Annotated in this window: 7 protein-coding genes and 1 rRNA gene; 5 read left to right on the plus strand and 3 right to left on the minus strand. The window is 44.3% G+C overall.

Annotated elements, in window-relative coordinates; all coding sequences use genetic code 11:
* Positions 1-91: 91 nt before the first annotated feature.
* On the plus strand, positions 92-985 hold the full coding sequence (locus tag N518_RS0112770; protein WP_005017258.1) for a DMT family transporter: 894 nt from the start codon (positions 92-94) through the stop codon (positions 983-985).
* A gap of 460 nt (positions 986-1,445) precedes the next feature.
* Here N518_RS0112770 and N518_RS0112775 read toward each other — a convergent pair whose 3' ends face one another.
* Genes N518_RS0112775 through N518_RS0112785 form a run of 3 tightly spaced genes read right to left on the minus strand, consistent with a single transcriptional unit; the run spans position 1,446 to position 4,354 of the window.
* Complete coding sequence (locus N518_RS0112775) at positions 1,446-2,015, minus strand: L-threonylcarbamoyladenylate synthase (RefSeq protein ID WP_005023663.1); 570 nt, start codon at positions 2,013-2,015, stop codon at positions 1,446-1,448.
* 44 nt (positions 2,016-2,059) lie between these two features.
* Positions 2,060-3,190, minus strand: a complete 1,131-nt coding sequence (dprA, locus tag N518_RS0112780; RefSeq protein WP_005023662.1) for a DNA-processing protein DprA — start codon at positions 3,188-3,190, stop codon at positions 2,060-2,062.
* 15 nt (positions 3,191-3,205) lie between these two features.
* The gene (locus tag N518_RS0112785; RefSeq protein WP_005023661.1) at positions 3,206-4,354 is read right to left on the minus strand and encodes a LysM peptidoglycan-binding domain-containing protein; all 1,149 of its coding nucleotides are present in this window, start codon (positions 4,352-4,354) and stop codon (positions 3,206-3,208) included.
* A 124-nt stretch (positions 4,355-4,478) separates the two neighbouring features.
* Here N518_RS0112785 and def point away from each other — a divergent pair, with 124 nt between their 5' ends.
* The 4 genes from def to N518_RS0112805 form a co-directional block, all read left to right on the plus strand.
* Positions 4,479-5,009: a peptide deformylase gene (def, locus tag N518_RS0112790; protein ID WP_005017251.1), complete on the plus strand. Its 531-nt coding sequence runs from the start codon at positions 4,479-4,481 to the stop codon at positions 5,007-5,009.
* A 98-nt stretch (positions 5,010-5,107) separates the two neighbouring features.
* Positions 5,108-5,524, plus strand: a complete 417-nt coding sequence (locus N518_RS0112795; protein ID WP_005023660.1) for a DUF2946 family protein — start codon at positions 5,108-5,110, stop codon at positions 5,522-5,524.
* 65 nt (positions 5,525-5,589) lie between these two features.
* Entirely contained in the window at positions 5,590-7,653 is a 2,064-nt protein-coding gene (locus N518_RS0112800) for a TonB-dependent copper receptor (RefSeq protein ID WP_005023659.1), read from the plus strand.
* A gap of 804 nt (positions 7,654-8,457) precedes the next feature.
* A 16S ribosomal RNA gene (locus tag N518_RS0112805) occupies positions 8,458-9,890 on the plus strand; the annotation flags it as partial.

A 9,890-nucleotide genomic window follows, 5' to 3' on the forward strand; every position in this document is an offset into this window, starting at 1 on the left:
CCTCTATACAGTATAGATGTCTGAAAAACAGTATTTCAATTATTTCAGACTTCTAGAACAATATTGGATTGAATGATTAAAGAGCATAGAGATGTCAAGTGTTTCCCGTAACCCGGCGTGGGCATTTGTTTTGCCGGTCATTGCTGTCATGATCTGGTCATTAAATATTGTAGTTACACGCTATGCAGCAGATTTGATTTCTCCTGTCAGTATCAGTTTTTATCGCTGGCTTATTGCATTTCTCATTCTGACGCCATTTATGCTGGGCAAGGTCTGGGAACAGCGTCAGCTGATAATGCAGCACTGGCTACAGCTGGCAGTACTGAGCGCTTTTGGGATGGTACTGTATCAGGGACTGGCATATACCGCGGCACATTATACCACTGCTACCAATATGGGACTGATTAATGCTTTCATTCCCGTATTCACCATTCTGGTTTCTTTTTTTATTCTCAAAGATATACCTAACCGCTTCGCGATTATGGGCAGTATCCTGTCATTTTGCGGACTGATTTATGTAATGGCTCAGGGGAACCTGTCGGCACTCTGGCAAAGTGGCGCCCACTGGGGTGATCTGCTTATGGTAGTTGCCGTGTTCTTCTATGCCTTTTATGGTGTTTTCCTGAAAAAATGGCAATTAAAGATTCCTTTATTGATCAGCCTTTATATTCAGATCGCTTTTGCGCTGATCTATCATTTACCTTTTATCGCGTGGCTAGGTCTGGACAGCTTGAATACAGCTAACTTGGGCAGCGTGCTATATGCAGGTATTTTCCCTTCACTGATTGCGCCTTTTGTCTGGATGCTGGCTGTACAGCAGATTGGCCCTAACCGCACCAGTATTTTTATGAATTTGATGCCAGTTTTTACCGCAATCATTGCCAGTTTATGGCTGGCTGAAAGCTGGACAATTTATCATACGCTGGGCGGAGTCCTGATACTCATAGGTGTTGTGATGGCACAGAAAAAAACCTGTCGAACATGAGCGTTGGTCATTCTCTGGTCATATTTGATCTTTAGATTATTAAGTAGTGCCTAAAAGTTAAACATACGAGAGATTTTATCTAAGCTTAGACTAAGGTCTGATCAGATACTGAGCCCCAGTATAATTGTGGAGATTTTTTTATATTTAGAAAAAGCCTTAAATAAATAAAGACATATTTTGAATTGTTTAGCCATATTGATTAGTATTGATCATAAAAAGCTCTATGTATAAGATAAATAATATATTTGTTTTATTTTAAAATTATATTTATAATACATATTAAGCAGGATTATTAAGTTTTACTTCACATTAAGTGAATATAAAGTTGTAATAGACCCTCTGGATGTGTCAACACATCCCTTTTTATACTCAGCCATTCCTATCTATATGGCTGAGTTTTTTTTTGTCTTAAATTTAAGTAGAAAGCTTGCACAGTTCTTAAAAAAGCTTGGGTCTTATCTCAGGCTCTAATAATTTCACCTGTAATCGCATCAATAATACGGCTAGGTTGCTGGCTTAAACCGAGGTCCCCGTTGAGATAATTCAGCTCAGAACCAAAATACTGGCTGGCTTCTTGTAAGGTACGTGCCGGTTCTAGACCTGCAGGGTTAGCACTGGTAGAAACAATAAAACTGTTAAAAGCATTACAGAGGGCTACGCATAGCGGATGATTGGTAACCCGTACTGCAACTTTAGGATGCTGGCCACGTATCCATACAGGAATCTGCTCATCCGCTGGAAGCAGCCAGGTAGTTGCCCGCTCGGTCACTGAGCGCTGGGTCCATTGCTGGATAACTTGCTGTTGGCGCTCTTGGTCTAATGACACTAATAAGTGTTCAACTTGCGAGAGCTGGCCAGCCAGCAAAATAACTCCTTTTTCAATAGGACGTTGTTTCAGGCGCAATATTTCACGGAAGGCCGCTTCATTATATGGATCACAGCCGAGCCCCCAAACAGCTTCGGTAGGGTAGGCTAAAACTTTGCCCTGGCTGAGACATTCTGCTGCTTCTGTCACAGAGGTGGTGATCATATATTCTATTTACCTTAGAGCTGAAAACAGGGTTATTGTGAACCTTAAAAGCCCGGACGGCAACGCAGATAGCGCCCAGATTGCTGAACACATAGTCCAAGTAACTCAAGTTCCATCAGATGTCCGGTCAATTCAGCCGCAGGTAATGGCAATTTAAGAGCAATCTGGTCTAGATCCAGTCCTACCCAGTCTAGTTGTTGGTACAGTTCAAATAGATGTTCAGGTACCTGTGCCGGCTCGGGTACACTGCTTACCTTTTGTTGCTGGCTGTGCCACTGGGTCGGTAAAGCCAGATCTTCAATCAGCTGTTCCGGATGATCTACCAGTATGGCGCCTTCACGGATGAGTTGATGACAGCCTTGATGATGCTCGCTGTAGATATGGCCGGGAATGGCAAAAATAATCTTGCCCTGATCGGCCGCACGCTGTGCAGTAATCAATGAACCACTTTCTAAAGCGGCTTCTGCCACCAGTACACCTAGACTCAAACCACTGACAATACGGTTACGGCGTGGAAAATGATGCTTGAGTGGTTGGGTTCCCGGTAAAAATTCACTGAGGATTGTACCGCCGTATTGAAGTATCTGTTCTTGAAGCTTACGGTTATGGGCTGGATAGACCAGATCCAGTCCGGTTCCGACTACAGCAATAGTACGCTGATGCTGCAATGCCCCTTGATGTGCTGCCTCGTCAATTCCCAAGGCAAGTCCACTGGTAATATAAAACCCTTTTTCACTCAGATAATACGCAAAGTCGTAGGCTACTTGCCGGCCATGCGGGCTTGGTTTGCGACTGCCTACAATCGCGATCTGGGGTTGACTTAAGGCTTGAGCAGAACCTTGGCCAAACAGGATCGGAGGCTTATCTGTATAAGGGTGCAGCTGCTGCGGATACAGTATATCTTCCGGCACTAAAATAAAATCGCAACTTGCCAGTACCCGTTGGGTCAGTTGCTCAAACTCAGCCTGACCGGTTGCGCTATAAAATTCCTGTGCCCGCTTGGAATGATTGGCATGCAGTTTTAAATTGCCCCAGCGCGCTAATGCTGCCGGAGTGGTTGCCTGTTCAGCACTACCAAAATACTCAACCAGCTGATTAAAACTTGAAACTGAATGCTGGACCAAATACCACAGCTTCAGACTGTGATAATGAAGCTGCGATAATTCGGCAATCATAATAATGCTCCAGCCTTACTCTGCCATTGGCGGCGCCTGGATGACGGAACCTACTTTGATAGGTAGAGCGCTGTCCAGTACATAAGCATAGCTCAACTGGTCAAAAGTACGGAAAATCATAATATTACCAACTTTTTGACTTGGCAGTTTGATTTGTTCGCGAGTTTTCGGATCACGTACAACTTCACCCTGCTGATAGACACTGAATACCTGACCGGACTGAACACCATGAATATTGCCCCGGTTAACAGTTACCACACTGTGTCTGGCTGCCGTACCGATTGATCCCATCACCCGAATCACCTGACCGCCTTCAGTCACCTGATGGTCAATTGTTGGATAGAACAGGGTAGGTAACATAGGATCATATTCTGGCATGACCCGATCCCCGCGACGGACTTCCCCATTATAACTTTGCGTTAATTCTAGCGTAGTAATATCCTGTTCATTCTGCACAGCTACGCCGGAAGCCACCTGAAGCAGCTCTACACCGGCATTATATGACTTGCCATTAGCATCGGTGAATATGTAAGGCTCACCCTCACGATAAACTGCATAACGCTGACCAACTTGCAGGCCATTACCGCGTGCGTAAACGGTTTGGCCGGCAGCAGCCAATACCCGGTTATCAGCCGTGCCTAAAATATAGGGGGTATTGACCACTGAATCTGGTGACATTATCAGGGTGCGTTCCAGCCAGACCCGAATATGTTCAAGCGGAATAACTGGAATAGCATTATTTAGGGATTCAACACGAACTTGTGGCTGCATACTGGTCTGGCCACCATAACGGCGAATAATACCTTCACAGCCGTCACCTTCATCTTTACCGATCAGCGGTCGTCCGTCTAGAGTACACAGCAATAAACGGTCGCCCGGATAAATCCAGTGTGGATTCTTGACATGTTTGTTGCTGGCCCAGATTTCTGGCCAGCGCCACGGCTTACTCAAGAATTTTCCGGCGATATCCCATAAAGTATCCCCTTTTTTGACCACATAAACATTAGGAGCACTGGCTTTTAAAGAGGGCGGATTTATATTACGGCTGGCTGCTTCAGCCATGCCAGGCATGATTATTCCCAAACTTGAACAGATTGCGAGAGCAATAAACTGCTTTTTAAACCCCAAGGCACGAAGTGCGCTGCCTTTGAAAACTTTTTTCATTATCATAATTCCTAAAAATTATGTCTGTAGTTGCGTTATAATAACGACCTTACACACATTTTTTAATGAAGTTTTCCTTCATTTATTTGGTTTTGCAATACTGGCAACAAAAGAGGACGACTGTATGGCCTTATTACCTATTTTAAGTTTCCCAGACCCGCGTCTTCGTACCCTTGCCAAGCCAGTCGAAGAAGTGACAGATGAAATTCGCCAGCTTGCTGCAGATATGTTTGAAACCATGTACGAAGCGCCGGGCATTGGCTTGGCTGCAACACAGGTTGACCGCCATATTCAGTTAATCGTGATGGATTTATCTGAAGAAAAGAATCAGCCAATGGTTTTTATTAACCCTAAAATTACACCGCTTACTGAAGATACCCAGCCTTATGAAGAAGGCTGTTTATCTGTGCCACAAATATACGACAAAGTTGAGCGTCCGTCACGTGTCAAAATTGAGGCCCTTAACCTTGAAGGTAATGCCTTCGAGATCGAAGCTGACGGGTTGCTGGCTGTGTGTATCCAGCATGAAATGGACCATCTGAACGGTAAGCTTTTTGTAGATTACCTTTCTCCTCTTAAACGGCAACGTGCCCGTGAAAAAGTTGAAAAACTGGTGCGTTCAAGACAGAAGGAAAAGGTTGCAGCAAGACGCTAGTGGTTGAACTGTCTGAATAATCTTTTAATAAGGCCCAATTTAATTTGGGCTTTGCTATACTGGGGCTCCAGTAAAATTTTGAGATTCAAAATTTGTTGATGCGTTATGGGTTACTGCTGTCAGTCATAGCAGTATGTTTACAGATCGCGGTATTTTTACAGCCTCTGCTGCCCAAGCAGTATCAGGTTGCGCCTGTCTGTGAAACGATTACCCGTGCATTATTACTGAACCATACCGTACCTCATGCTGAGCATTCAGCTGCATCTCATAGTCATCAGCATAATCTTCAGAAAGATTCAGCTTCTGAACACCATCACCATGATGCTAATCATCAATGCCAGTATTGTACTGTCTATGGCAATCTGGTATTGCCGCCTGAACTGGATATAAAAGAAGTCCTAGATCGTATTCAGGTTCGGCTGCTCGCTTTCCAGAAGACATTCAGTCATGTCTGGTTTGTACTCCAGCGGCTATTTTTATTACCTCAGGGGCGAGCACCTCCAATCTCTGCATAAACAACTTTTTCTCTGGGCCTCACTGGTCCAGGTCACTGTTTATTTGTATTTTTAGAGAGATTGATATGGCTCGGCCAAAATTCTTTTTACAGCCTTTATCGGCTGCAATTTTCATTGCCTGCTATTCAGGTACATTGTTTGCCGAAACCGAGATCAGTGTGCAGGCTCTGGCCCCTATTATAATAACTGCCCAGCAGGGTAATGAGGCTAGTGGACTGATTGTGCAGGCGGATCCTAAAAAGCCCATTCAGCCTGTACCTGCGACAGATGGTGCAGATTATCTGCAAAGTATTGTTGGCTTTAGTGCCATCAAAAATGGAGGAACCAATGGCGATGTGACCTTTCGGGGTATGTTTGGCTCACGCATCAAGATTCTGACCGACGGTACGGAAAATCTGGGAGCCTGTCCGTCACGTATGGATGCACCAACTTCTTATATTCAGCCGGAAAGTTATGACCAAATTTCGGTCATTAAAGGGCCGCAGACCGTACAATATGCACAGACCGGTTCAGCAGCTACTGTAATTTTTGAGCGTAAGCCAGTCCGTTTTAATGAAGATCAGCATTATCAGGGTCAGGCCAGTGCCATGCTGGGTTCATTTGGCCGCCTTGATCACAATGTGGAGGCAGCAGTTGGGGACGAAAATAAATACATTCGTTTAAATGCTAACCGCTCAAAGTCAGACAGCTATAAAGATGGGGATGGTAATACTGTACCTTCCGCATGGGAGCGCTGGAATACAGATTTGGCGCTGGGCTGGACACCAGATGAACAGACCTGGCTTGAATTGACAGCTGGAAAATCAGATGGCGAGGCTTTATATGCCGGCCGTGATATGGACGGTTCCCAATTTGCAAGGGAAAGTTTAGGCCTGCGTTTTGAAAAGAATAATATTAATGATGTGATTAAGAAAATTGAAGGGCAGGTAAACTATAGCTATAACGACCATATTATGGATAACTTTAGTTTGCGTACGCCTCCATTGGTTGAAATGACCCATAGTGGTATGACCATGCTGATGCCGGATCCGCAAGAGATGCAGGTGACTCGCCGTACTCTGAATACTCGCCTTGCAGTCACTACAGCATGGAATCAGGCAAATATCATCACTGGTATAGATTCTCAGCACAATCATCATGCAGGCGGTATGACCTCCATGATGATGAATATGCCATTGACGACCAATATGAAGTTTCAGTCTTATGGTGCGTTTAGTGAGCTGAGTTATCCCTTCAATGAACATTACAAGCTGGTTACCGGTGCACGGATTGATCAGATCAAGATAGATGCATTAAAACTTGATGAGAACCGCAAGGAAACTCTACCAAGTGCTTTTGTCCGGCTGGAAGGCCAGCATCCAGAGCATGATGCTAAAACTTATATCGGTCTGGGCTATGTCCAGCGTGCACCGGATTACTGGGAGCTGTTCAGTACTGCTCACGGTAACACGGGTATGGGCAAACCAACCTTTAATGATTTGGATACTGAAAAAACCTTGCAACTGGATCTGGGCTATCAGCATCAGCATGGTGCTTTCAGCTCATGGCTTTCTGCTTATACCGGTCTAATTAATGATTATATTTTAATTAGCTATCATGACCATCCAGCTGCTGGCGCACATGGGCATGGTTCAAACTTTAGTGCAGGAGCAAAAAATATTGATGCAGTGATTGCAGGGGCTGAAGCAGGAGTTGGTTATCAGCTTACTGATGCAGTACAGGCTGATTTAAGTACCATGTATGCTTGGGGTAAAAATACTACAGATCATACCCCATTGCCTCAGATAGCTCCTTTAGAAGGACGCTTTAACCTTCGCTATGTTCAGGATAAATATACTTTGGGCTTACTTTGGCGGATGGTGGCGCAGCAGGACCGGATTAGCCTGAACCAAGGGAACATCGTAGGATATGATCTGCAAAAAAGTAAAGGTTTCAGCACGTTGTCATTAAATGGCTCTTATAGCCTGATGCAGCATGTCGATCTGGCTTTAGGTATAGATAATGTGCTCAATAAAACTTATACCGAGCATTTAAATCGGGCTGGAAGTTCAGGCTTTGGTTTTGCCAGCCATGAACAGTTTAATAATATGGGCCGCAATTATTGGGCACGTGTGAGTATAAAGTTCTAATCATTTCGCATTTATAAAAGTAAATGAAGACAAAAAAGCCATTGCTGTAAAACAATGGCTTTTTACTATTTGGAGGTAAGCAAAGATACTTTAGGAAAGGCTATTATAAAACTTGAATAGTAAGAAATTGAGCTTTATAGCGTATTTTGTATGTTTGAACAGCACTTTGGCGAATAGGAAGACAAAAATAGAATTAATATTGAACAATAAGCTTGATATTGAAAGTAATTTTTTAAATAAAATATATATAAAACAATATTTTAATATTAATTTGGCTAAATTTTAAATAGGAGGCTTTATAAAATAAAAAAATAATTAAAAAAAATTATTATTAAATAACAATAATTTATTTTTTTATTGGTTTGAAAAATAAACACACGATAAAAAATGTTTTTTAGAAGGGTTGCAACGATACTGAAATGCTGTAGAATGCACATCCATCGGCGGTGATGCAGATAGAAACTTGTTGAAAAACAGTTACTTGTGATTAGGTTGATTGCTTTGAGTGATGAATTTGATAGTAAGTTGGTTTAGAGAATGAGTTTTAAAAATATCGAAATTACCTGTTGACTTTTAAGAGATTAAGAGTAATATAGCCGACCTAGCTTGCTGGTGACGAACCAGTAAGAAGATCATTAAGAGAATTGAAGAACAACTTGTGTGGATTTTTACTGATTGATTAATCGAAATAATTTTCATTGATTGATTGGTTTAAATTACTCGAAGTTTATTTGAGCGAAATTTAAGTCAGTAATTGATGAGCCAGAATTGGCACCTTGTCTATAATAAGGTGCAAAATGATTTTAACTGAAGAGTTTGATCATGGCTCAGATTGAACGCTGGCGGCAGGCTTAACACATGCAAGTCGAGCGGATGAAGGTAGCTTGCTACTGGATTCAGCGGCGGACGGGTGAGTAATGCTTAGGAATCTGCCTATTAGTGGGGGACAACGTTCCGAAAGGGGCGCTAATACCGCATACGTCCTACGGGAGAAAGCAGGGGATCTTCGGACCTTGCGCTAATAGATGAGCCTAAGTCGGATTAGCTAGTTGGTAGGGTAAAGGCCTACCAAGGCGACGATCTGTAGCGGGTCTGAGAGGATGATCCGCCACACTGGGACTGAGACACGGCCCAGACTCCTACGGGAGGCAGCAGTGGGGAATATTGGACAATGGGGGGAACCCTGATCCAGCCATGCCGCGTGTGTGAAGAAGGCCTTTTGGTTGTAAAGCACTTTAAGCGAGGAGGAGGCTACTTTAGTTAATACCTAGAGATAGTGGACGTTACTCGCAGAATAAGCACCGGCTAACTCTGTGCCAGCAGCCGCGGTAATACAGAGGGTGCGAGCGTTAATCGGATTTACTGGGCGTAAAGCGTGCGTAGGCGGCCAATTAAGTCAAATGTGAAATCCCCGAGCTTAACTTGGGAATTGCATTCGATACTGGTGAGCTAGAGTATGGGAGAGGATGGTAGAATTCCAGGTGTAGCGGTGAAATGCGTAGAGATCTGGAGGAATACCGATGGCGAAGGCAGCCATCTGGCCTAATACTGACGCTGAGGTACGAAAGCATGGGGAGCAAACAGGATTAGATACCCTGGTAGTCCATGCCGTAAACGATGTCTACTAGCCGTTGGGGCCCTTGAGGCTTTAGTGGCGCAGCTAACGCGATAAGTAGACCGCCTGGGGAGTACGGTCGCAAGACTAAAACTCAAATGAATTGACGGGGGCCCGCACAAGCGGTGGAGCATGTGGTTTAATTCGATGCAACGCGAAGAACCTTACCTGGCCTTGACATACAAAAAACTTTCCAGAGATGGATTGGTGCCTTCGGGAACCCAGATACAGGTGCTGCATGGCTGTCGTCAGCTCGTGTCGTGAGATGTTGGGTTAAGTCCCGCAACGAGCGCAACCCTTTTCCTTACTTGCCAGCACTTCGGATGGGAACTTTAAGGATACTGCCAGTGACAAACTGGAGGAAGGCGGGGACGACGTCAAGTCATCATGGCCCTTACGGCCAGGGCTACACACGTGCTACAATGGTCGGTACAAAGGGTTGCTACACAGCGATGTGATGCTAATCTCAAAAAGCCGATCGTAGTCCGGATTGGAGTCTGCAACTCGACTCCATGAAGTCGGAATCGCTAGTAATCGCGGATCAGAATGCCGCGGTGAATACGTTCCCGGGCCTTGTACACACCGCCCGTCACACCATGGGAGTTTGTTGCACCAGAAGTAG

It is taken from the genome of Acinetobacter sp. UNC436CL71CviS28, assembly GCF_000620525.1.
GTDB lineage: Bacteria > Pseudomonadota > Gammaproteobacteria > Pseudomonadales > Moraxellaceae > Acinetobacter > Acinetobacter radioresistens.